We start from the raw sequence: 22,265 nt of genomic DNA, 5'->3' as shown, positions 1-22,265 counted from the left end.
ATAATAACAAACCCACCGCTCAGTTAGCATATAGTAAGTAAAGAAGTAGTTGACTGTGATCATAAAAATAACAGCTCAAGCCGGAGGGAAGCTAGATGGCCAAGTATAGTGATATCAATAGTTTTAATACCTTAGAAACATTAACCGTCGGTTCAAAACACTATCAGATTTTCAACCTGTCCAAATTGCAAGTGCAATTAGGTGACCTGTCCCGGCTTCCCAAGTCCTTAAAAGTCTTCCTGGAAAATTTACTACGTTTCGAAGATCAACTCACGGTGAAAACTGAGCATATTTATGCCTTGGCAGGCTGGTTAAATAAACGAACTTCAGAACAGGAAATCCAGTATCGTCCGGCACGGGTACTGATGCAGGGTTTTACCGGTGTTCCCGCAGTGGTTGATCTTGCTGCGATGCGTACAGCGGTGGCCAAAGCCGGCGGTGATCCGGAAAAAATTAATCCGCTGTCACCCGTGGATTTGATTATTGATCACTCGGTGATGGTCGATTACTTTGCCAGCCCGTAAGCTTTTGAGCAGAATGTCGCCATTGAGATGCAACGCAACGGTGAGCGCTACCAGTTTCTGCGCTGGGGGCAGGCGGCGCTCAATCAGTTTCGCGTGGTGCCGCCAGGAACCGGGATTTGCCATCAGGTCAATCTGGAATATCTGGCACAAGTGGTATGGAGCAATGAGATTGATGGGCAGCGCTTTGCCTATCCTGATACCTTGGTCGGTACTGATTCACATACCACCATGATCAATGGCTTAGGCGTGTTAGGTTGGGGCGTAGGCGGTATTGAGGCGGAAGCGGCCATGTTGGGTCAACCGATCTCCATGCTGATTCCAGAAGTAATCGGCTTTAAGCTTACCGGTAAACTCAAAGAAGGGATTACAGCAACTGATCTGGTGCTGACCATTACCCAGATGCTGCGCCAAAAAGGCGTAGTTGGAAAATTTGTCGAATTTTATGGCGATGGCCTAGCAGATTTACCCCTGGCGGATCGTGCCACGATTGCGAATATGGCACCCGAATATGGCGCTACCTGTGGCTTTTTCCCTGTTGATGAGGTGACGCTTTCCTATTTACGTTTAACCGGACGTCAGCCGGAAAGAATTGCCTTTGTAGAGGCCTATAGCAAGTTGCAAGGATTATGGCGCAATCCGGGAGATGAGCCCGTCTTTACCGACATGCTGGCTTTAGATATGTCGACGGTAGAAGCCAGTCTGGCAGGTCCGAAGCGCCCGCAGGATCGTGTACTCTTGTCACAAGTGCCACAAACCTTTCATGCCTTCATGGATCTGACCTTAAAACCGGTCAAGGAAGAAAAAGATCGTCTGGAAAATGAAGGAGGGGGAGGTACGGCGGTTGAAGCTAAACAGGCCAACCTGCCCCATGAAAATGTTTTTTGTATGATTGAGGGTAAAAAATATCCGTTGCAGCATGGTGATGTGGTGATTTCAGCCATTACCTCTTGTACTAATACCTCGAATCCCAGTGTCATGTTGGCAGCAGGGCTATTGGCCAAAAAAGCAATCGAAAAAGGTTTGCGGCGAAAACCCTGGGTGAAAAGTTCACTGGCTCCAGGTTCCAAAGTGGTCAGTGATTATCTTGACGCTGCAGGGTTGATACCTTATTGGAATCAACTGGGTTATAACCTGGTGGATTATGGTTGTACCACCTGTATTGGTAATTCGGGGCCTTTACCTGAAGTGATTGAAGAAGCTGTGCAATGTTTTGATTTGAATGTAGCCTCAGTACTCTCCGGCAACCGTAATTTTGAAGGACGGGTGCATCCTCTGGTGAAAACCAATTGGCTCGCCTCACCACCTTTGGTGGTTGCCTATGGTCTGGTCGGGAATATTCGAACTGATCTCACGACTGAGCCGATAGGTGAGGGTTTTGATGGCCAGGCGGTTTATTTAAAAGATATCTGGCCGACACAGGGAGAAATCGATGCCGCACTGCAGAATGTGAATACCGAGATGTTCCATAAAGAATATGCAGAAGTTTTTGAAGGAGATGCCAAGTGGAAAGCAATCCAGATTCCCCAAAGTCAAACTTATGCTTGGGATGAACAATCCACCTATATCCGGCATCCTCCCTTTTTTGCAGAAATTGATCAGCCGGTGCGACCAATTCAGCCGATCAGCCAGGCAAGGATTTTGGCGGTACTAGGTGATTCCGTCACGACGGACCATATTTCCCCGGCGGGCAATATCAAACAAGATAGTCCGGCCGGAAGATATTTGCAGCAACAGGGGGTTGATGTAAAAGACTTTAACTCTTATGGCTCCCGTCGTGGTAATCATGAAGTGATGATGCGAGGTACCTTTGCTAATATCCGTATCAAAAACGAAATGCTGGGTGGCGAGGAGGGTGGCAATACCCTGCATATTCCAAGTGCAGAAAAACTCTCGATTTATGATGTGGCAATGCGCTATCAGGCAGAACAAACCCCACTTCTGATTATTGCCGGGAAAGAATATGGCACCGGTTCCTCACGTGACTGGGCGGCCAAAGGTACCAACCTGTTAGGGATAAAAGCAGTGATTGCTGAAAGTTTTGAGCGGATTCACCGTTCCAATCTGGTCGGTATGGGAGTGTTACCATTACAGTTTGTGGAGGGTCAGAACCGGCAGATCTTGAACCTCAGCGGGCATGAAACCCTATCAATTCTAGGCTTGTCGGATGATATTCATCCGCATCAAATGTTGGATGTAGAAGTGCAACATACCGATGGTACATATAGCCATTTTCAGGTGTTGTGTCGTATTGATACCTTGAATGAGGTGCAATACTTTAAGGCTGGTGGGATCTTGCACTATGTCTTGCGCAATTTGCTCGCTTCCTGAATTGAATGATGAAAAGACCCGACACCTGCCGGGTTTTTTTGTGTCTGTAAGAAGGCTACGGAGAAAATCAGTAAAATAGCGACAAATACATGAATAATTGCGTCGTTAATTCTCTCATAAATAACTGAGGTTAAAAGTGGAAGTTTTTACTTGCCATTCCATTAAACCTGCCCGTATTGCTTTGTCAGCATTATTCCAGGCTTGACCTTAATGTGTTTAAAAAATAGCCTAAGCAAAATAAAAGCTTAATAATTTAATTTTCTAATAATGGTATGGTCTTAGCAATCGCAACTTGACATCCTCTCCCCCTTAAAAGATGTTGCTGATATTTTGTGAGAGCTAGCTAGCATACATTCAAAGCGAACCGAAGTTCGCTTTTATTTCACTTCTTAAAAGAACCCGGCTGGTTTGGTCGAATAGCTGACTAGCAAGTTTTTAGTCTGCTGATAATGATCCAGCATCATTCTATGATTCTCACGCCCAATCCCTGATTTTTTATAACCACCGAAAGCCGCATGGGCAGGGTAGATGTGATAACAGTTAGTCCAGACCCGACCTGCTTGAATAGCACGGCCTGCACGGTAAGAGGTATGCGCTGAGCGTGACCAGACACCGGCACCAAGTCCATAAATCGTATCATTGGCGATCTTGATCGCATCATCGAAGTCTTTGAAGGTGGTCACAGCCAGTACAGGCCCGAAGATTTCTTCCTGGAAGGTCTTCATGTCATTGGTGCCTTTAAAGATGGTCGGTTCAATATAGAAACCTTGACCGACTTCCTGACGTGCTTCACCACCAGTCAGGATCTGTGCACCTTCTTCACGGCCAGTGGCAATACAGCCCAGAATCTTGTCCTGCTGTTCCTGAGAAGCTTGCGCGCCAATCATAGTATCAGTATCCAGTGGATGACCGGTTTTAATGCGTTGTACCCGTTCTACTGCACGCGCTAAAAACTCATCGGCAATACTTTCCTGTACCAAGGCCCGGGAAGGGCAGGTACAGATTTCACCCTGGTTCAGGGCAAACATGGCAAAGCCTTCCAGAGCTTTGTCCAGATAATCGTCTTCCTGATCCATAATGTCGGCAAAGAACAAGTTTGGTGATTTACCGCCAAGTTCCAGAGTCACTGGAATAATATTTTCAGTCGCATATTGCATGATCATCTGACCCACGGCGGTTGAACCGGTAAAGGCAATCTTGGCAATGCGTGGATTGGTCGCCAGTGGACGGCCGACTTCGACCCCATAGCCATTGACGATATTCAATACGCCCGGCGGCAAAATGTCCTGAATCAGTTCAGCTAGCACCAGAATACTGACCGGAGTCTGTTCTGCAGGTTTCAGCACAATACAGTTGCCTGCAGCCAAGGCTGGCGCGAGTTTCCAGGCGGCCATCAGAATCGGGAAGTTCCAGGGAATGATTTGTCCGACTACACCAAGCGGTTCATGAAAATGGTAGGCGATAGTATCTTCATCAATTTCGGAAATGCCACCTTCCTGAGCCCGGATACAGCCGGCAAAATAACGGAAATGGTCAATGGCCAGTGGAATATCGGCAGCCAGCGTTTCACGGATCGGTTTTCCATTGTCCCAGGTTTCTGCTACAGCCAACATTTCCAGATTTTGTTCCAGACGGTCGGCAATTTTCAACAGAATATTGGAGCGGGTGGTCGGCGATGCTCTGTTCCATTGTTCTTTGGCTTTGTGCGCTGCATCCAGGGCCAATTCAATGTCTTCTACAGAAGAACGCGGAACCTTGGTAAAGACTTTGCCATCTACCGGAGAGATGTTGTCAAAGTATTCACCTTTGACCGGAGTGACCCATTCGCCACCAATGAAATTATCGTATTGTGCTTTAAAATGAACTTTTGAATCAGGTTGATTAGGATCGACGTAACGCATATGTATTTCCTTTGCTTATTTTCGTGTGACCAAACTGCTTCTACAGCTTTGGTATAAGGTACTTATGTACGCTATTTGATTAACATAACTGGTATAAGGTTGGAGAAAGGTTGGAGTGAAGCAGGTTTACACTCTTTTCGATCCATCTAAAAAATAACGATTACAGCGGATGTAAATCATGAATTGTTGTGAGAATAAGGAATGATGACAAAACAAGATTTGATGCAGAAAAGGCGCGATGCTGATCAGTTTCGGCAAAGCAGCAGTTTGTCTCCCTTGCATGCAGAGCAACTGGAACAAAGTATTGCCAGCTCTTGGCAACGTTCATCTTCGGCCGAAATCCCTAAGAGTCGTTTAGCAGCACCGCTGACAGATGTAAAAAAGACTGCCTCTTCTTCAACTTTAGCCCACGCACTTCGCCATTGTGCACAGGATTTAAAACATATTGCTGAACAGTCATCTATGGTGCTGGCGGTTGGAGATATCGGCAGTACCATCATTTGGGCAGCCTCTAGCCCACAAATGCAAAGTGCTGCAGAAAGTGTACACTTTATTGAAGGAGGGCAATGGCGTGAAGAGCTAGTCGGAACTAATGCACTGGCATTGTCCTTAAAAACTCAACAATCTAGCTGTGTCTTTTCCAGTGAACATTACATGTCCTCGATTCATGATTGGGTTTGTTACGCCGCTCCGATTATTGATCCCTATTCAAAACAGGTTTTAGGTGTCATTGACCTTTCTACCACTTGGCAAAAGCATAATAGTTTGGCACTGTTGGCTGCTGAGCGCTGTGCCACAATCATTCAGTCTGCCTTGCAGGAATGTCAAAAACAGCGCTTATTTATCCGGGCTTTTACAGTGCCACAAGTACTGTTTAATGGTAAAGTTTTAGTACTTACTCCTCGCCAGATTGAAATTCTGACTATTCTAGCCTTATGCCCGCAGGGTCTGAGTCTGGACACCTTGCATCAAGCCTTATATGGTGAACGTAAAGTCAGTATCGGTACTCTAAAAGCAGAAATGTCGCAGCTGCGCGATATATTGGGTGGCATGCTTGGCTCTAGACCTTATCGATTACTGGCGCATGTAGAGGCTGACTTTTTACTGACAGAGCAATCTCTGGATGCTGGATATATTGATTCCGCCTTGAAGTTTTGTACCGGTGTATTTCTGGCCAAAACAGAAAGTCCATTTTTATGTGCTTGGCGCGATTGTCTGGAATCACGTTTAAGTGATGCTATTTTCAAAGCAAATGAAACCGATGTGTTGCTGAAACATGTGGCACATTTCCCTGAAGCGATTGATGCGGTAGAACGCCTGATTGAGCTGATGCCCAAAACCCATCCTGTCCATCAAACCCTGTTAAAATATAAAAATCTTTAAAAGCCGGAGCATCGATCGGTAGAAGGCTAAAACAGCAAAATCCTGGAATATGGAGCATCATCTTTGCTTACTGCGGGTTAGCTTATCAATTTAGCCTGAATCCGATTTTAAAATTTTATCAAATGGAGTGTAAAGTGCTGTCCTTCAGGGCAGAGAGATAAGCGACACGACATGAAATGTCGTTGGATTTTTTTTAAATCAACACCTTTAATTTAACATGAGCTAATATAAGCCCATGAAAACACTTAAATTACGTATAAGAGACAAACATTGCAAGATGCTAGACCAATTAGCATCTGAGGTAAACTTTGTCTGGAATTATGTCAATGATTTAGGGTTTAAACATTTAAAAAGAAAAGGTGAATTTCTATCAGCTTACGATGTAGCGAAATACACAAAAGGCGCATCTAAAGAATGCAACCTACATAGTCAAACCATTCAGGCTGTGACAGAAGAATTAGTAACAAGACGCAAGCAATTCAAAAAAGCAAAGCTAAAATGGCGTGTAAGTAACAAGAAATCAGCAAGGCGCTCTCTTGGTTGGATACCCTTTAAAAAGGTAGCCATCAAATCTGCTGATGGATCTGTTCAATACGGTAAGCACCAATTCAAGTTATGGGACAGCTACGGATTAAGCCAATACCGCATTAAAACAGGCTCATTTGTTGAGGATAGTCGTGGTCGCTGGTATGTCTGCCTGGTGGTGGATTCACCTAAGCAAGCCAAACCAACCGTAACGAAAGCGATTGGTATTGATCTTGGCTTAAAAGATATTGCGACCTGTTCTGATGGTACAGTCATTTCCAATCCCAAGTTCTATCGCAAGTACGAGCAGAAATTAGGAATTGCTCAACGAGCGAGAAATAAAAAGCGTGTTCGTGCATTACACGCCAAAATTGCAAACTGTCGTAAAGACCATTTGCACAAGGCCAGTACCCAACTTGTGAGGGAAAATGCACTGATTGTTGTAGGTGACCTGAGTGCTAAAAAGCTTGTAAAAACTAAAATGGCAAAATCGGTTTTAGATACAGGGTTTTCAAAACTTAAAACAATGCTCAAGTATAAATGCGAGAACGCAGGGGTAATGTTTGAGGAAGTCAATGAAGCCTATACCACCCAGATCTGCTCGTGCTGCAAGCAAATATCAAGCAGTAGTCCGCAAGGTAGGGTTGATCTTGGAATAAGAGAATGGACATGCCAGAGTTGCGGTACAGTCTGGCAGCGGGATTTAAATTCCGCATTGAACATTCTTGCGCTTGGGCATAAGCGTCTAGCAGTAGGAATCTCCTTCTTTTAAGGGGGAGAGGATGTCAAGAAGGGGGAAGGATCAGCCAAGAGCAGAAAAATGGGTTCTTTCTCTTGGCATACTTCCTTAGAAAGCGAAACAGGGGCTGCTAAAAATGTAAGTCAGATGATTGGAGAGATGACTTACAGGAAGGCATTACATTGCCGCTTTAAAAATATCCACCACTTGAGCATGATTGGCCTTACGTGGATTGGTCAACATGCAGGCATCTTTTTGTGCATTTTCCGCCATGATGGCCAAGTCAGCTTCTTTTACATTCAATTCCGTCAGCCCAGATGGAATACCAATTGAAGCCGAAAGCTGACGAATGGCGCCAATCGCTTCATAAGCTGCTTCAGTTACGGTTAAGCCTTCTGTATTCACCCCCATCAATTGCGCAATTTTGGCATAACGTTCAGGACAAGCAATCAGGTTAAATTCACAAACATGGGGGAGCAGAATTGCATTACAAACACCATGCGGCAAGTTGTAGAAGCCTCCGAGCTGATGTGCCATCGCATGCACATATCCTAAAGAGGCGTTGTTAAAGGCCATTCCGGCAAGATATTGGGCATAGCTCATGGCATCCCGTGCTTCCAGATTATCCCCATTCGCCACTGCCGGGCTAAGCCATTCGCTGATCATGGTAATCGCCTTTTCTGCACAGGCATCAGTGATTGGATTTGCTGCTGTAGACACATAGGCTTCTACTGCATGCGTCAAGGCATCCATACCTGTTGCCGCAGTCAGCCCTGCAGGTTTGGCCAACATAAGTTTAGGGTCATCAATCGCAATGAGTGGTGTACAACGCCAATCTACAATCGCCATTTTCACATGGGTATCGGTATTGGTAATAATACAGAAACGTGTCATCTCCGAAGCTGTCCCTGCCGTAGTATTGATTGCAATCAGTGGTGTCATCGGGACGGTACTTTTATCAATCCCTTCATAATCACGGATATGTCCGCCACCTGCAGTGACTAGGCCAATGCCTTTGGCACAGTCATGTGATGAACCCCCACCTAACGATACAATAAAATCACAGGCATTTTCATTATAAGCTGTAACTCCATGATGCACGTTAATATCAGTTGGATTGGGTTCCGCGCCTGGGAAAATATAACTGTCAACACCCGCCTCTTTCAAATAATTTGCAATCTCATCTGCAACACCAAATTTAAACAGCCCCGCATCAGTTACAATCAGCGCTTTCTTGGCACCTAAATTTTGTGCTTTTATCCCGATTTCTTTAGCACAGCCGGGACCAAAAAGTGAAACACAGGGAATATAAAAACCGTTAGTTTGATCTGAAATATTTTTAAAAGCCATGGCTTGATTCCTTCTACCATTCATTGATTATTTTATCGGTGACCCTCACCGTAATATGAGTATTGGATGAAGTTAAAAAGAATCCTACCTACCAAATACCTACCAATTTAAATTTTTGATTCTAGCCAAAATAATGAATCTGAAATATTTAAAAGTAGGTTGGCAAGGTTTAGCAGATACTGGGTAGATTGGTTCAATAGAAGGCATGTAAGTAGCGCACTAGGCTGTTTGCTACTTTCTGATTTTAAATAAATACTAAAATGCTTTATTCATTTTTAAGATAAAAATAAACAGTACAGGGCTTAGAAATACCCATAGAGCCACAAAGCTGATACTGTAGCTAAACCGGGTCCGTAATAGAACCATTGCGACGAATAAGAAAATACCTGCTGTGAATTTAGTGTACGTAGGAAAATTCGCTAAAAAAGCGTACCGAGATTTTCGGGTTTTTAGGATCTGCTTTGCACTTACCGCATAAAAACCAAAACAGCTCAGCCAAAGCAGACCGATCACTGCAATCCATATCATGTTGATGATTCCTGTTGCGTAATTTTTAGTTTGGCGTGAATTTTATTGACCGCCTTTTGCTGAATAGGGGTAATTTTCTGGTGTAACAATAGGGCGAGAAGTGCCAAGTTCCACAGCATCAGATCGATTCGCAGAAATGGCCAGTAAGTCGTAAAAGAATCAATATAATCATGGAAAATGAGATAATAAATATTGATCAGCGGCAGCATAAAAGCAGTACCAATCAGGATTTTAAGCTGAATTTTCCATAAATATTGCTGCGGTGTTAAACATGCCAGAATGAAGCTGCCGAGCCAAATACTGAAAAAACTATAAATCTCATAATTTGGTGCACCTACAGGTGAACCGTACCGGGTTTGTCGGAGACTTTTTTATTTAAGTTAAGCCACCTGACCTAACAGGTTAATCTTATCATCGAACATTGTTTCAAACTCAAAAGGTGGCACATAACCTAGCGCACTAGGTACACGTTCTTTATTAAACCAATCCACCCAATTTAATGTCATAAGTTGTACATCTACTAAACCTTGCCAATCTGCATTTAAATATTCAATCACCTCTGTTTTGTATCAGCCATTCACCGTTTTAGCCAGTGCATCAAGCACCATATCTGTATTCTTACGTGTCGATACTTTCTAGCCAACAATTGCACATGAAAACACATCAATAATAAATGCGGTTTAGACCCAACCTGAATGAGTTTGAATATACGTGAAGTCCCCCACCTGAGAAGCATTGCTTCGCAAGGGTTTTGATGATCAGCCCTAAAATTACGTTTCACTAAATCATCTGCTCTTTTTTGATCATCTCGGCTACGGGTGGTTTGTTTATTCTTACCACGCCAAACACCTTGTATACCTAGCTTCTGCATCAATCGAGCAACTGTACAGCGTGCAATAATATAACCTTCACGTTTCAGTTTTTGCCAGACTTTACGAACGCCATACCGCCTCGAACTTTCTTTCCAAATTCGTTTAATTTGTTCAGCATGATGCACATCATGTAGATCTCGTTTCGCTCAATGTTCTGGATTTTCACAGAGATCTAAAGTCCGGTAATAGGTTGAAGGTGCGATAGGTAAAATTCTACAAATCGCCTCGACTCCGTACAGCTCTTTATTATGATGGATAAAATCCACCATTATTTGTGTGGGCGGTCGAGCTCCGCCTGGGCGAAAAAAGCAGCTGCTTTACGTAGAATTTCGTTAGCACGTTGCAGTTCTTTATTTTCACGTTCGAGTTGTTTAATCCGTTCTTGATCTGAAAGTTGCTGTACTTTAACTGGATTTTGTTGATCGAGATGTTTTAAATACCAAACACGTAGTGTTTCAGGAGTACAACCTATCTTGGGTGCAATTGCTGTGATTGCAGCCCAATTCGATGGATAATCTTTTTCGGATTCAATCACAAGATGAACCGCTCTATCTCTGATTTCAGGGGTATATTTTACTTTTTTCATCGGGGCATTCTCTCAGGAAAGTTGGTCTCCGACAAACCCGGTACGGTTCATTTAGCCATTAAAAAGCACCCTTCAAATTAGACTAAGAGTGTCCAACTTTCGGGGTGCAGATTAGGATGTCGGGGTTTTTTATTATTATAATATTAATGGGTTGTATTGATGAAAGTATGGTTAAGCGCTGAATTAAGTAAAGAAGGGCGAATTCAAACATGAGGTGCGACAGTTTCAAAAGCCTTATGATAATCAACAAGCTGAGCAAATTTCTCTAATGGTGTAAGCCAATCTAACGCTTTTCTAGGACGAGTATTCAGTGACATGGCGACTTGATTTAAATAATGCTGATCTGCCTGATTTAAATCAATCCCTTTAGGTAAATATTGCCTAATTAAACCATTCATATTTTCGCATGTACCTTTCTGCCATGGCGAATGTGGGTCACAGAAATATACATCTATGCCTAAATCTTCTTCGAGGATTTTATGTTCTGACATCTCACGTCCACGGTCATAGGTCAACGTTTTACGTAGTTCTGCAGGTAAATATTTCAGAGCTTCAGTTAAAGCCTTGCGCACTGATTCTGCCTTTGCATCAGGTAATGTTGCCAAGATACAGAGCCGTGTATTTCGTTCAATAAGTGTTGCTATCGAACTTTTATTGTCTTTACCTTTAATTAAATCGGCTTCCCAATGACCCGGTATTTTTCTTTCTTGAACTTCGGCTGGGCGCTCATGAATAGTTTTAATATCCTGTAATATAGAATCTTTTTTAGGTTCACCGTTAGCTTTTCGCTTTTTATTTTCATGACGCAGACAGGATAATAAGTCTTTTTTCAACTCACCCTTTGGTAATGCTCGTATAGTTGAATAAATCGTTGTATGGCTTACATTCATTGTTTGATCCAAATCAGGAAATGTCTTTAAACGCTTTGCTATTTGCTGAGGAGACCATAAACAACGGATCGCTTCAACAATAAATCTCCAGAGAATTGAGTCGATTTTGAGTTTTCTGTGACCGCGTCTACGTCTAGCGAAGGTGTTATCAGAAGCATATTGAGCTTGATAAACGTCATTGATGCTATTTCTTTTAAGCTCACGATAGATCGTACTAGGATGTCTTTTAATGAGTTCAGCAAATTTTCTGGCTGAAAAGCCTTCTTTTCTTGACTCAAGCATTAATGCAGTACGATCTTCAAAGTTAAGATGATGGTATGACAATTTTATATACTCCATAAACCCTTTAAATTAATTAGGTGGTTTATGTCGCACTTCAAGTTTTACTCTGCCGATATATTCGTGGTTCATGACCAGCAGACCGTGCTCAGACACAGTCGGGTCATAGCGGCCAGTAGCGATGTTCAAGCCAAAAAAACTCATTCCATCATGGCAGTCACCGGAACGGAACTGAAAGCTTGGTCCGTTCGGGATATTGTTATCATCCCAATCTGGATAGGCAGGGTTAATTGAATCTCCAAGTGCATACAGGACATTGGCTTCATAACCGTCTGGCACAGTAACGATGTCATTTAAGTTTTTGGCCACTGGCGTGAAGTTGAGTTGCTCTGGTTTTGTATTGGGATCAATAGCAGGCGGGTTTGGTGCGGTCTCGGTTGGCGGTACAATAGAATCATTATCGTTGTCCCCACATCCAGTCAAAGAAGAGGCAAGAGCCAATGCTGCAGCCCCACTTGCAGTTTTGGCAATCAAGTCACGACGCGATATGGATTGTTCTAAAATATCCCGAAAATGATGATTATCTGATGTATTATTATCCAATTCCTGATTTTCATCATAAGGTAAGTAATCTGTCATTCTTTTATTCCCATAACTAAGGTCTGGTTGTTTTAAAGTCAGGAATAAATTAGCGGTTGAATATGACAGTCAGGTGAAGCTAATATTGCGGATTTATTAAATATAATATTGATTTATATATTAAAAATAAAAGCAGCTTAAGCTGCTCATAGAGTATTTTCTTCTTTTATGTTCTTTTTATTATTATTCAGTTATGTCCGGTCATCATTTTTCTATCCATTTTCCTGCCGCTAAGCCTAGTTCAAATAACAGCCACATTGGAACAGCTAACATAATCATTGATAGGGCATCGGGTGGTGTCACAAACATGGCAATAAAAAAACATCCCACCACAATAAATCGTCTTTTTTCCACCAAGGTCTGTGTGCTGACAACACCAATTATAATAAGCAGGAGCGTGATAATAGGGATTTCAAACGTAAATCCGAAAACTAAAAATAGTTTTAAACAAAAAGCCAGATAACTATTGATATCGGTCATCGGTGCAACAGTGTCAGGTGATACGCTGATAAAAAAATGAAGGATAGAAGGTAAAGCGATTAAATAGGCAAAAGCAATACCTGCATAAAACAGTACAATACTGCTGATTAATAGTGGTAAAGCTAACTTTTTTTCTTTTAGGTACAATGCTGGTCTAATGAAGGCCCAAAGTTGATACAAAATAAAAGGCATGGCGATAAGTAAAGCAATAAAGAAGTTCAACTTAAATGGAGCCATGAAAGTCGCAGTCACATCTGTTGCAATCATGCTAGAGCTTTCAGGTAACTGAGCGCGTAAAGGCTTTGATAAAAGCTGATAAGTTTGGCTTGCAAAAGGCAGTAAACATAAGAATAGTCCTAATAATACGCCCACAATTTTGAAAAGGTGCTTTCGCAGAATCACTAGATGCCTGGTAATTGGCATTTCTTCTAACGGGATTTGCCGGGTATCGTTGTTGGTTTGAGTCGAAGGCAAAATACTCATACGGCCACCTTTATATCAGCATAAATTTTTTCTTGTTTTGTCACTTTATTCAGCTGGATTGGCGGTAAATGAACAGGTGAAACTGATTCATTAATTAATTGGTAAGTCAGCTCATAGTTCAAAAGATGTTGTTCCGGATTTCTAATGATGGGCTGATGGATTACATTTATATTATCCATTTGTGCCTGCATTTTGATTTCTAATTCCTGAATACGTTTCAGCTCGCTTTGCATTTGTTCCCGTAGTTCCGATAGTCGCAATTCACGGTCAAGATCATTTTGTATATTGCTGGCGATCCTTTTGATTTTGGCTGACCATTTACCTATAAAACGTATCGCTTCAGGGAGTTTATCTGGTCCAAGAATGAGCAAGGCAATTGCCCCAAAGACCAACAGCTCAGTCATTCCAATATTGAGCATAGCAATACCTCAATTCTTGATTGAACTCTCACTGGCTTTAACTTTCGCATCAATCGTTCGAGGGTACTGAAGTTGAGCTGCCTCAGCTTCTTCTTCTTCACGGACAGATTTCTTAAAGTCCTTGATTGCACCCCCTACATCTTTTCCTAGATTTTTTAGTTTAGAAGTACCAAACAGTAAGATCACTACAATTGCAAAAATTAGTACATGCCAGATGGATAACCCTGCCATATTTTATCCTCATTTAATCTTTTTAAATTTATTGGCTTATATCAACACTAACAAATGACAGAGCTATGAAGATTTGATGTCAATTTAAAGACAAGAATGGAGAAGGGAAATTTACAATGAGGTACTAACAACCAGTACAAAGTTAGTACCGGATTGATTCTGTTAAAGTATTATTTTTAATTCATTCAATCAAATAGTTAGCCAGCTATATCTAGCTTAATAATTTAAGAAAACTTGCAATTAGAGGTGGTCCCACTTGTTTGAACAACTAAAAGCTTATTTATAAGTGATATTCTGCTCTAGTTAAGCTACCTTATTTTGTTGTGGTAGCTGGTCATAGTAAAACTCATCTGGAGTCATTTTGTCCAGACTCGAATGAGGTCGTTTCAAATTATAAAATTCAAAATATGCACTCAATTGCTTTTTCGCATCGGTGACACTGCTATAAGCTTTGAGATACACCTCTTCATATTTAACGCTTCTCCATAACCGTTCAACCATCACATTATCAATCCATCGACCTTTACCATCCATACTGATTTGAATGCCATTTGATTTCAATACATCAATAAATGCATCACTGGTGAACTGACTGCCCTGGTCTGTATTAAATATTTCAGGTGATCCATATTTTTCAATCGCTTCATTTAAAGCCGAAATACAAAAATCCACCTCCATACTAATCGATACCCTATGCGCAAGTACCTTGCGGCTATGCCAATCAATCACAGCACATAAATAAACAAAGCCTTTTGCCATAGGGATATACGTTATATCCGTACACCACACTTGATTACTGCGCTGAATAGCCAATCCTTTGAGCAGATATGGATATTTACGGTGAGCTTGATTGGCCTGACTTAGATTTGGTTTACGATATAACGCATTAATGCCCATTTTCTTCATTAAAGTACGTGTATGACGTCGTCCTATATGATGTCCTTGACGATTCAATAAATCACGCATCATACGGCTACCTGCAAAAGGGTATTGCATATGTAACTCATCCATACAGCGCATCAGCTTCAGATCTGATTCACTCACAGGTTTTGGGCGATAGTAATAACAACCACGGGAGACTTTCAGCAGCTTAGCTTGCTTAGATACTGAAATCTGAAGTGAGTCATCGATTAACTTTTGTGGTTGAAGCGGCCCAGTTTCTTCAACACACCTTCTAAAAAATCAATTTCTAATGCCTGCTCACCGATTTTTGCATGTAGTTTTTTTAGATCGATGGGTGGTTCTGTTGGAGCTTTTGATTGATCGAAAGCTTGCGAGGAAGCTGAAATCAGTTGATTTTTCCAGTCAATAATTTGGTTTTGATGAACATCAAATTCAGCACTCAATTCAGCAAGTGTTTTTTCTGCTTTAATCGCAGCAAGTGCTACCTTAGCTTTAAAGTCATTTGAATGATTTCTTCTTGGTCTACGTGTCATAAAATACTCCATATATTGATGTTTATAACATCATTTGGGAAGCAAAATATCACTTATAAGTGTTGTTCAAATTTCCTGATCCACCTCTATTAAAGCTCTCAGTCATTTATCTATATCAATGAATTTATTATCATTTGTTATGTGTTTAACTTATGTTCACCTAAAGTCTAGTTCATAATTTTTTTAATAAATAATTAATATTAATATTAAATAGTTATCTTAATAAAATCCGCAATTTTACTTGTGCAAGTTTATGAACCTACTATGCAAATTTAAATCAACATGCTTAAAATCACATTTTAATATCGTTATTGTCGATGGTGGTCAGGCTGGGCTTTCAGTGAGCCATTATTTCAAACTGGCCAATTCAAACACAATAAAGATCTTTAGATGAACAATTTCTATCTGCTACACAATAAAACCTTATTCAATAAAACTTTAGAGTTGAAGCAACAAATCAAATTTAAATCAGATTTGAAAAATAATTACGGTAGTTGCTGTCCTGTGGTAATAATTCTAATAAACGCTGTACCGCATCAATACGATCATGTGTTTGCCCAATAATCCGTAATAATTGATCGGTATCCTTTATTTGATAAATCAACTGGCTTAAACGGGCATCAAAACAATGTCTCCAAGTACTGAGTAAAGGGCTTTCTGATTTAGATAAAAAGCTACCTTTATATAGCGAGAATGTACTCGAAATAAGATTTGCATTTAATGATTGTTCAGCACGTAAAAAATCACATTGGACTTCACAGGTAAGCCTATAAATCCGAGCCTCAATTGAATGAGGTAATAGGCTACGAAGTTGTGAAAGCTCAGCCTTTAGGGTTTTTAGGCTGACATTACGCTCACCATAAAGGGCATAGTGTAACTCTTCTAAACCAATCCCGTACGGATACAAAGCTAAAATGCAAAGTATTTCAATTTGACGGTGAGTCAAGTTCAAAGTATGCCCATTAAATTGAACCCAGGGCGAACCTAGCGCTTTAATGTATAAAAAATTTTTCTGTTCAAATTTTATTGCTCGCTGTATTAAGTCTGCACAGCGTTCCACAGCAAGAATGCCTAGAGGGGTATGTTTTTTATATTTTGTGGAAAGATTGATAATGCCATGAAATTGACCTGAAGTCGGATCCCAGATAGGTGCTGCATAACAAACCCAATCACGAACGCTGTCCATTTGGTTTTCATGAGAATATACACAACTTGATGTTTGGCTATTTAATGTCATACCAATCGCATTGGTCCCAACCGCCTGCGTTGACCAATGGCCACCTTCAATAAAATGTACCTGTTCAGCAGAAGAAAGCATCGCGGAACTACTCCAGGTCCATAACAGAGTACCATGGTGATCTGTAAGACCAATTGCCATATCGGAATCATCAGCAATTCTTAATAAATCGGCATAATTATGCTGAATAGAGCGGCGGAATAGGGAAGTCTGATCTTCTTGAGGCAAAGCCAAAACGGGTGCAGCCTGAACAATATGCTGATTAATTAAATGTGTTGTTTGCAGCTTTTTTGCTGGTGCTGTATTGAACAGGTTCATATCATATTCCTTTATGATTAGACTGTAATATCTTTAAACTTCAGAAATCAATTTCCAGATCTATACTCATTCAATCTTTTCTTACGTGTACCAAATCATTTTTTCTTGGATTCGTTAAATAACCTTTTTTGGGTTTTACCAGCCTTTTAGCTACTTTAAAAGTGTTGTTATGGACTGGAAATGACTATTTTTATCTGAAGTGTTAATAAAAGTAACCATTATGTTGATAAATAGGATCCTTTAAATGATGAAAATGTCATTCACGCACGTAGGGCACAGGTACAGCCTCACCATAATACTGGCGGTCAGCAAAATAACTCGATCGCACTAATGGTGCACTCCAAATATTCTTAAACTCTAAGTGCTCTCCATGAGTTTGATAATGTTTAAACTCTTGCAATGTAACAAAACGATGAATTGGCGCATGTGATTTGGATGGCTGTAGGTATTGGCCGATTGTGACATAATCAATTTGATAATCTTTCAAATCATTTAATAACGCAATAACCTCAGCTTCAATCTCTCCTAAACCCACCATCAAACCACATTTCGTTGGGATATCAGGGCAGTAGTGTTTAAATTTCTTAAGTAAATTCAATGAATGCTGATAGTCAGCGCCTGGTCGCATGGCTTTATACAGGCGTGGCACGGTTTCAATATTGTGATTAAAGACATCAGGTGGATTTTTGCTCAGAATTTTAAGTGCAATATCTGCGCGACCACGAAAATCAGGAACCAAAACTTCAATCAAAGTGTCTGGACTAGTTTGACGAATTTCTCGAATGCAATCTGCAAAATGCTGTGCACCGCCATCTTTTAAATCATCTCGGTCAACGGAAGTAATCACAACATACTTTAAGTTTAGATTCTTCACTGTTTCAGCCAAATGCAGTGGCTCGTTAATATCTAAGGCATTAGGACGGCCATGCGAGACATCACAGAATGGACAGCGTCGAGTACAGATATCTCCCATAATCATGAATGTTGCTGTTCCACTACCGAAACATTGCGGCAAGTTAGGACAAGCTGCTTCTTCGCAAACGGTATGTAGTTTTTGTTGTCTTAATAAATCCTTAATGATTTGGACTTCCTCAGGTCGACTAATTTTAGTCCGGATCCATTCTGGCTTTTTCGGTATCGTTTCCGTTGGAACAACTTTAATTGGAATACGCGCCATTTTTTTAGCGCCACGTAGCTTCTTTCCAGTTAATACTGGGTTATTTAAATCCATTTCAAACACTCCGTCGTTTAAAATAATTAATATTGAGCCTGATATTAAATAAGCTGCTTTAAATGTATTAATAATATTAAAACAGGGCAAAAAACTTATCATATAAAACAAAGGTTGGTTAAAAGTTTGTTTTTGTATATAGCTGAATAATATTAAAAAATTTACAAATTTCTTAATTTTATAAACCATTGTTTTTAATGTTTATCTTATGTTTTTATGCATTATATTTTTTTAGTCTAATATGAAATTAAATAAAAATATTCTTATATAAATATACGATTTAAAAATCCAGTTATTCAATTTGGGATTTTCTTTTAAGCGTAGTTAATAAGGAATAAATATATGCAATTAACGGAAGAGCAATTGCTAGCAGCATACAAAAGAATGCGCGACATTCGTGAATTTGAGGATCGACTTCACGATGAAAACAATACAGGTGATATCCCAGGTTTCATCCATCTTTATAGCGGTGAGGAAGCTGTTGCCGTAGGGATCTGTGAAAATTTAACAGATAAGGACTTCATTACCTCAACACATCGTGGTCACGGACATTGTATTGCAAAGGGCTGTGACATTCACGCCATGATGCTAGAAATTTTTGGCAAAGATGATGGTTTGTGTCGTGGTAAAGGCGGCTCAATGCACATTGCGGACTTAGATAAAGGCATGCTCGGTGCAAACGGTATTGTGGGTGGTGGTCCACCTTTGGCTATTGGGGCAGCTTTAAGTGCTAAAACACTCAAAAATGGGGGGATTGGTCTATCTTTTACCGGTGATGGCGGTTCAAATCAGGGCTTAACTTTTGAAGCCATTAATATGGCTGTTGTGTTAAAGCTTCCTGTCATTTTTGTTTTTGAAAATAACGGTTTTGGTGAAGGTACTGCACATGATTATGCCGTAGGCAGTAAAGATATTGCAGGCCGAGCAGCAGGTTTTGGCTTACCCGCTGAAAAAGTAGATGGAACAGACTTTTTTGCTGTGTATGAAGTTGCACAAAAAGCCATTGAACGTGCCCGCCGTGGTGAAGGTCCGAGTGTGATTGAAACGGTAACCAACCGATTTTATGGACATTTTGAAGGTGATCCAGGGCTTATCCGTTCTAAAGAAGAACTGGATTATGTCAAAGAACATAAAGATCCATTGAAAATATTCCGCGAAAAAGTCAAAGACAAAATTGACGAAGCCAAGCTCGATGCGATTGACGCTCAGTCTAAAGCCAATGTAGACGATGCTGTTGCAAAGGCACGTGCAGCTAAGTACCCAGAAGTTTCTCAGTTACTTACCGATGTATACGTCTCTTACTAAAGGAATAGTAGAACAATGCCAAATAAAAGTTATCGAAACGCGATTAAAGAAGCAATTGAATTAGAAATGCGCCGAGACCCAAGTGTCATTGTGGTCGGTGAAGATGTTCGTGGTGGACATGGTGGTAAAAATACCGATGATAATAAGCTGGAAGGTTTTGGCGGTGTACTTGGTGTAACCAAAGGCTTATGGACTGAATTTGGTTCTGAACGAGTCATTGATACTCCAATTACAGAATCAGCGATTATTGGTATGGCGGCAGGTGCTGCTGCAACGGGTTTAAGACCTGTGGCAGATTTAATGTTTATGGATTTTTACGGCGTGTGTTATGACATGCTGTATAACCAAGCAGCTAAATTTCGCTACATGTTTGGCGGCAAAGCCAAAGCGCCACTCGTTGTACGTGGCATGATTGGTGCAGGTTTTTCCGCAGCAGCGCAGCATTCTCAGTCGCCATATAACGTGTTTGCCTCAGTGCCTGGTTTAAAAGTGGTGGTGCCTTCAAGTGCCTATGATGTAAAAGGGTTGTTGATTCAAGCCATTCGAGATGACGACCCAGTAGTCTTTTGTGAACACAAGTTGTTGTACGACATTAAGGGCGAAGTGCCAGATGAGGCCTACACTATTCCTTTTGGTGTCGCAAATTACACCCGTGAAGGCACAGATATCACCATTATTGCCTTAAGTTTGATGGTGCATCGTGCCAATGAAGTCGCTGATAAGCTCGCAAAAGAAGGCATTTCGGTTGAAGTGGTTGACCCTAGAACCATTTCACCATTAGACGAAGATGGCATTTTAGAGTCAGTAGCTTCAACAGGTCGTGTGGTGATTGTAGATGAATCAGCAGCACGTTGTGGTTTCGGACATGATGTGGCTGCGCTTATTGCCCAGAAAGGCTTTCATTATCTTAAAGCACCAATCGAATTAGTCACTCCACCACACTCACCCGTACCATTTTCACCAGTACTAGAAAAAGAATGGCTACCTAGTGTAGAACGCATCGAACAGGCTGTACGCAAGACGTTGGAGGCTTAGGATGAGCGAAATTAAAACTTTAGAAATCCCAAAATGGGGTTTGTCCATGGAAGAGGGTACGATTGCCCAATGGCTGATTCAGGAAGGTACCCAATTTAGTAAAGGACAGGAAATTTGTGAAATTGAAACCACAAAAATCGTCAATGTATTGGAGGCACCTTTTGATGGCCTGCTACGAAAAATTATTGCTAACGATGGTGACACACTGGTCGTAGGTGGAATCATTGCAATTTGTGCAGACGCCCAAGTTTCCGATGCAGAAGTTGAAGCATTTGCACAGTCTTTAGGTGGAACACCTGCTGTAACTGGAAATAAAGCGGTAGCAGCGGTTCCTGAAAAAGTCGATGTGGCTCAAGTTGAAACCAAAGTACAAGCTGCTCCTAAACAGAACAGTGTTGGTAATGGATCAAAAGCGGTGACTCAGGGCGGATATTCTATTCCTGATGAGTTACAAGGCTACCAACAAAGGGATGATATTTTTGCAACGCCACATGCCTTGAAATTGGCTGAAAAGCATAATGTAAACTTGGCTCAGATTACGGGTTCTGGACGTGAAGGCCGTATCAGTGTTCAAGATATTCAGGCCGCAGTTCAAGCTGCTGGTGGTTCTTGGCCAGATGTACGTCATCAAGCTAGTACGAAAGCCGCGAAATCTAAAGCAGATGATAGTGATGTTCTAGCAACACCTGTTGCTCGCCGTTTGGCAAAACAATGGGGCATTAATTTGCATGATTGTCGTGCATCGGGTTCACGTGGACGAGTCTGTAAGGAAGATGTTGAAGCTGTATATCAACGGGAAAATCCTGTACAGGCTCAACATACTGAGTATGCGCATCCAACAGAGTCAGCAAAATTCACCACCGTAGCTATGAATGGTATGCGTAAAGCAATCGCTGCACGGCTACAAGCGGCAAAACGCAATGCACCACATTTTCGCTTAACGATAGACTTAAATGTTGAGTCGGTTCAGGCTTTGCGTCAGCAAATTAACAGTACTGTACCGCAAGTCAAACTGTCCATTAACGATATGCTGATTAAAGCTGCTGCTGCTGCACTGATTAAAGTTCCACAAGTTAATGTTCAGTTTGATGAAGAGAATCAGCAGATTTTACAGTTTGAACAGGCTGATATTTCGGTTGCTGTAGCCATCGAAAATGGACTGATCACGCCAATTATTAAAGCAGCGAACCGTAAATCTTTGGCGCAAATTTCCAATGATATGCGTGATCTGGCGACACGTGCCAAAACTGGAAAATTGGCACCTGATGAGTTTCAAGGGGGCAGTTTCAGTATTTCCAATTTGGGCATGCTTGGTATTCAACAGTTTGATGCCATTATTAACCCGCCTCAAGGTGCAATTCTAGCCTTAGGTGCAGCAGAGAAACGTGCTGTCGTTGAAAATGATGAGATTGTTGTTCGTGAAATGGTGACCGCAACATTGTCTTGTGATCATCGTGTCATTGATGGTGCGTTGGGTGCTCAATTCTTATCGGCATTTAAGCAGTTTGTCGAAAATCCTGCATTAATTTTGGTGTAGGAGGAATAG

Annotated in this window: 15 protein-coding genes, 4 pseudogenes and 1 other annotated feature; of the genes and pseudogenes, 6 read left to right on the top strand and 13 right to left on the bottom strand. The window is 41.3% G+C overall.

Annotated elements, in window-relative coordinates:
* Positions 1-95 precede the first annotated feature (95 nt).
* A pseudogene (gene acnA / locus FTV34_RS09955) lies at positions 96-2,852 on the top strand (aconitate hydratase AcnA).
* A 389-nt stretch (positions 2,853-3,241) separates the two neighbouring features.
* On the opposite strand, the gene FTV34_RS09950 reads toward acnA, so the two are convergent.
* Positions 3,242-4,753: an aldehyde dehydrogenase family protein gene (locus tag FTV34_RS09950; RefSeq protein WP_166134673.1), complete on the bottom strand. Its 1,512-nt coding sequence runs from the start codon at positions 4,751-4,753 to the stop codon at positions 3,242-3,244.
* 201 nt (positions 4,754-4,954) lie between these two features.
* Between FTV34_RS09950 and FTV34_RS09945 the strand changes: the two genes are divergently transcribed.
* Both FTV34_RS09945 and FTV34_RS09940 read left to right on the top strand, forming a co-directional pair.
* Positions 4,955-6,136 (top strand): transcriptional regulator, encoded by a 1,182-nt coding sequence (locus tag FTV34_RS09945; protein ID WP_180070063.1) that lies wholly within the window; start codon positions 4,955-4,957, stop codon positions 6,134-6,136.
* Positions 6,137-6,371: 235 nt separating this feature from the next.
* The gene (locus FTV34_RS09940; RefSeq protein ID WP_166134679.1) at positions 6,372-7,433 is read left to right on the top strand and encodes an RNA-guided endonuclease TnpB family protein; all 1,062 of its coding nucleotides are present in this window, start codon (positions 6,372-6,374) and stop codon (positions 7,431-7,433) included.
* A gap of 144 nt (positions 7,434-7,577) precedes the next feature.
* Here FTV34_RS09940 and FTV34_RS09935 read toward each other — a convergent pair whose 3' ends face one another.
* From FTV34_RS09935 to lipA, 12 genes and pseudogenes are all read right to left on the bottom strand, one after another.
* Positions 7,578-8,750 carry an iron-containing alcohol dehydrogenase gene (locus tag FTV34_RS09935; RefSeq protein ID WP_159123511.1) on the bottom strand — a complete coding sequence of 391 codons (1,173 nt, stop codon included), beginning with the start codon at positions 8,748-8,750 and terminating at the stop codon, positions 7,578-7,580.
* A 255-nt stretch (positions 8,751-9,005) separates the two neighbouring features.
* A complete protein-coding gene (locus FTV34_RS18090; protein ID WP_166134682.1) occupies positions 9,006-9,278 on the bottom strand; it encodes a hypothetical protein in 273 nt (90 codons plus the stop codon).
* Positions 9,275-9,631, bottom strand: a pseudogene (locus FTV34_RS18085) (PepSY domain-containing protein); the annotation flags it as partial. The gene FTV34_RS18090 and the pseudogene FTV34_RS18085, both read right to left, overlap by 4 nt.
* 27 nt (positions 9,632-9,658) lie before the next feature.
* Positions 9,659-10,736: pseudogene (locus tag FTV34_RS09925) on the bottom strand (IS3 family transposase).
* Positions 10,345-10,461 (bottom strand) — a sequence feature (AL1L pseudoknot). Its footprint overlaps the pseudogene before it by 117 nt.
* Positions 10,737-10,939: 203 nt before the next feature.
* Complete coding sequence (locus tag FTV34_RS09920; RefSeq protein WP_253105210.1) at positions 10,940-11,908, bottom strand: IS30 family transposase; 969 nt, start codon at positions 11,906-11,908, stop codon at positions 10,940-10,942.
* Positions 11,909-12,013: 105 nt separating this feature from the next.
* A pseudogene (locus FTV34_RS09915) lies at positions 12,014-12,544 on the bottom strand (alkaline phosphatase PhoX); the annotation flags it as partial.
* 204 nt (positions 12,545-12,748) lie between these two features.
* Positions 12,749-13,507, bottom strand: coding sequence for a twin-arginine translocase subunit TatC (tatC, locus tag FTV34_RS09910; protein ID WP_004812200.1), 759 nt, complete (start codon positions 13,505-13,507; stop codon positions 12,749-12,751).
* A complete protein-coding gene (tatB, locus tag FTV34_RS09905; protein ID WP_166134692.1) occupies positions 13,504-13,926 on the bottom strand; it encodes a Sec-independent protein translocase protein TatB in 423 nt (140 codons plus the stop codon). Before tatB ends, tatC begins: the two co-directional genes overlap by 4 nt.
* A gap of 9 nt (positions 13,927-13,935) precedes the next feature.
* Positions 13,936-14,157: a Sec-independent protein translocase subunit TatA gene (locus FTV34_RS09900; RefSeq protein ID WP_034171713.1), complete on the bottom strand. Its 222-nt coding sequence runs from the start codon at positions 14,155-14,157 to the stop codon at positions 13,936-13,938.
* Positions 14,158-14,460: 303 nt separating this feature from the next.
* Positions 14,461-15,593 (bottom strand): IS3 family transposase gene (locus FTV34_RS09895; RefSeq protein ID WP_227554019.1). Its coding sequence is split into 2 segments (ribosomal slippage): positions 14,461-15,341 and positions 15,341-15,593, totalling 1,134 coding nucleotides; the frame shifts between segments, so codons are not numbered across the junction.
* Between the two features lie 463 nt (positions 15,594-16,056).
* On the bottom strand, positions 16,057-17,148 hold the full coding sequence (locus tag FTV34_RS09890) for a hypothetical protein (protein ID WP_048881925.1): 1,092 nt from the start codon (positions 17,146-17,148) through the stop codon (positions 16,057-16,059).
* A gap of 256 nt (positions 17,149-17,404) precedes the next feature.
* Positions 17,405-18,379: a lipoyl synthase gene (gene lipA, locus FTV34_RS09885; RefSeq protein ID WP_075166809.1), complete on the bottom strand. Its 975-nt coding sequence runs from the start codon at positions 18,377-18,379 to the stop codon at positions 17,405-17,407.
* Between the two features lie 342 nt (positions 18,380-18,721).
* On the opposite strand from lipA, the gene FTV34_RS09880 reads away from it, so the two are divergent.
* The 3 genes from FTV34_RS09880 to FTV34_RS09870 are packed head-to-tail and all read left to right on the top strand — an operon-like array spanning position 18,722 to position 22,256.
* The gene (locus FTV34_RS09880; protein ID WP_075166713.1) at positions 18,722-19,684 is read left to right on the top strand and encodes a thiamine pyrophosphate-dependent dehydrogenase E1 component subunit alpha; all 963 of its coding nucleotides are present in this window, start codon (positions 18,722-18,724) and stop codon (positions 19,682-19,684) included.
* Positions 19,685-19,699: 15 nt separating this feature from the next.
* Positions 19,700-20,719 carry an alpha-ketoacid dehydrogenase subunit beta gene (locus FTV34_RS09875; protein WP_004979604.1) on the top strand — a complete coding sequence of 340 codons (1,020 nt, stop codon included), beginning with the start codon at positions 19,700-19,702 and terminating at the stop codon, positions 20,717-20,719.
* A 1-nt stretch (position 20,720) separates the two neighbouring features.
* The gene (locus FTV34_RS09870) at positions 20,721-22,256 is read left to right on the top strand and encodes a 2-oxo acid dehydrogenase subunit E2 (protein WP_180031422.1); all 1,536 of its coding nucleotides are present in this window, start codon (positions 20,721-20,723) and stop codon (positions 22,254-22,256) included.
* Positions 22,257-22,265: the final 9 nt, after the last annotated feature.

The organism is Acinetobacter sp. YH16038 (assembly GCF_013417275.1).
Lineage (GTDB): Bacteria > Pseudomonadota > Gammaproteobacteria > Pseudomonadales > Moraxellaceae > Acinetobacter.
Note: the sequence above shows the minus strand (reverse complement) of the source record. Positions and strands in the feature narration are given on the sequence as shown.

Bases quoted from the DNA above. Each gene is read 5' to 3' on its own strand.
- FTV34_RS09950 (WP_166134673.1), bottom strand. From the start codon at position 4,753: ATGCGTTACGTCGATCCTAATCAACCTGATTCAAAAGTTCATTTTAAA.
- FTV34_RS09945 (WP_180070063.1), top strand. From the start codon at position 4,955: ATGATGACAAAACAAGATTTGATGCAGAAAAGGCGCGATGCTGATCAG.
- FTV34_RS09940 (WP_166134679.1), top strand. From the start codon at position 6,372: ATGAAAACACTTAAATTACGTATAAGAGACAAACATTGCAAGATGCTA.
- FTV34_RS09935 (WP_159123511.1), bottom strand. From the start codon at position 8,750: ATGGCTTTTAAAAATATTTCAGATCAAACTAACGGTTTTTATATTCCC.
- FTV34_RS18090 (WP_166134682.1), bottom strand. From the start codon at position 9,278: ATGATATGGATTGCAGTGATCGGTCTGCTTTGGCTGAGCTGTTTTGGT.
- FTV34_RS09920 (WP_253105210.1), bottom strand. From the start codon at position 11,908: ATGCTTGAGTCAAGAAAAGAAGGCTTTTCAGCCAGAAAATTTGCTGAA.
- tatC (WP_004812200.1), bottom strand. From the start codon at position 13,507: ATGAGTATTTTGCCTTCGACTCAAACCAACAACGATACCCGGCAAATC.
- tatB (WP_166134692.1), bottom strand. From the start codon at position 13,926: ATGCTCAATATTGGAATGACTGAGCTGTTGGTCTTTGGGGCAATTGCC.
- FTV34_RS09900 (WP_034171713.1), bottom strand. From the start codon at position 14,157: ATGGCAGGGTTATCCATCTGGCATGTACTAATTTTTGCAATTGTAGTG.
- FTV34_RS09890 (WP_048881925.1), bottom strand. From the start codon at position 17,148: ATGAACCTGTTCAATACAGCACCAGCAAAAAAGCTGCAAACAACACAT.
- lipA (WP_075166809.1), bottom strand. From the start codon at position 18,379: ATGGATTTAAATAACCCAGTATTAACTGGAAAGAAGCTACGTGGCGCT.
- FTV34_RS09880 (WP_075166713.1), top strand. From the start codon at position 18,722: ATGCAATTAACGGAAGAGCAATTGCTAGCAGCATACAAAAGAATGCGC.
- FTV34_RS09875 (WP_004979604.1), top strand. From the start codon at position 19,700: ATGCCAAATAAAAGTTATCGAAACGCGATTAAAGAAGCAATTGAATTA.
- FTV34_RS09870 (WP_180031422.1), top strand. From the start codon at position 20,721: ATGAGCGAAATTAAAACTTTAGAAATCCCAAAATGGGGTTTGTCCATG.